Raw genomic sequence first — 248 nt, forward strand, 5'->3', positions numbered from 1 at the left:
TGCTTGTGCAAGGGCTGCCAGTGTACTACTACCTTAGCTTCTCAGTTGTTATTGGTAACTTGCACTGGGCCCGTACCTGCTCGGCTTCCTAGACTGGGCTACTTGAGCAGTAGCAGAGCACTCACCCGGGCTCTTATACGGGCATTCCCCTTTTATCGGCTTTCCTTGAGTCGTGCTGACTCTTCGTGTAGTCGGCGGCAAAGATGTCCGACAATAAGATCTTTGTATTAGCGATGAGACCAAGGGCA

Origin of the sequence: Aestuarium sp. (assembly GCF_023253315.1) — a bacterium.
In the GTDB taxonomy this organism is placed as follows: domain Bacteria; phylum Pseudomonadota; class Alphaproteobacteria; order Rhodobacterales; family Rhodobacteraceae; genus Marivivens; species Marivivens donghaensis.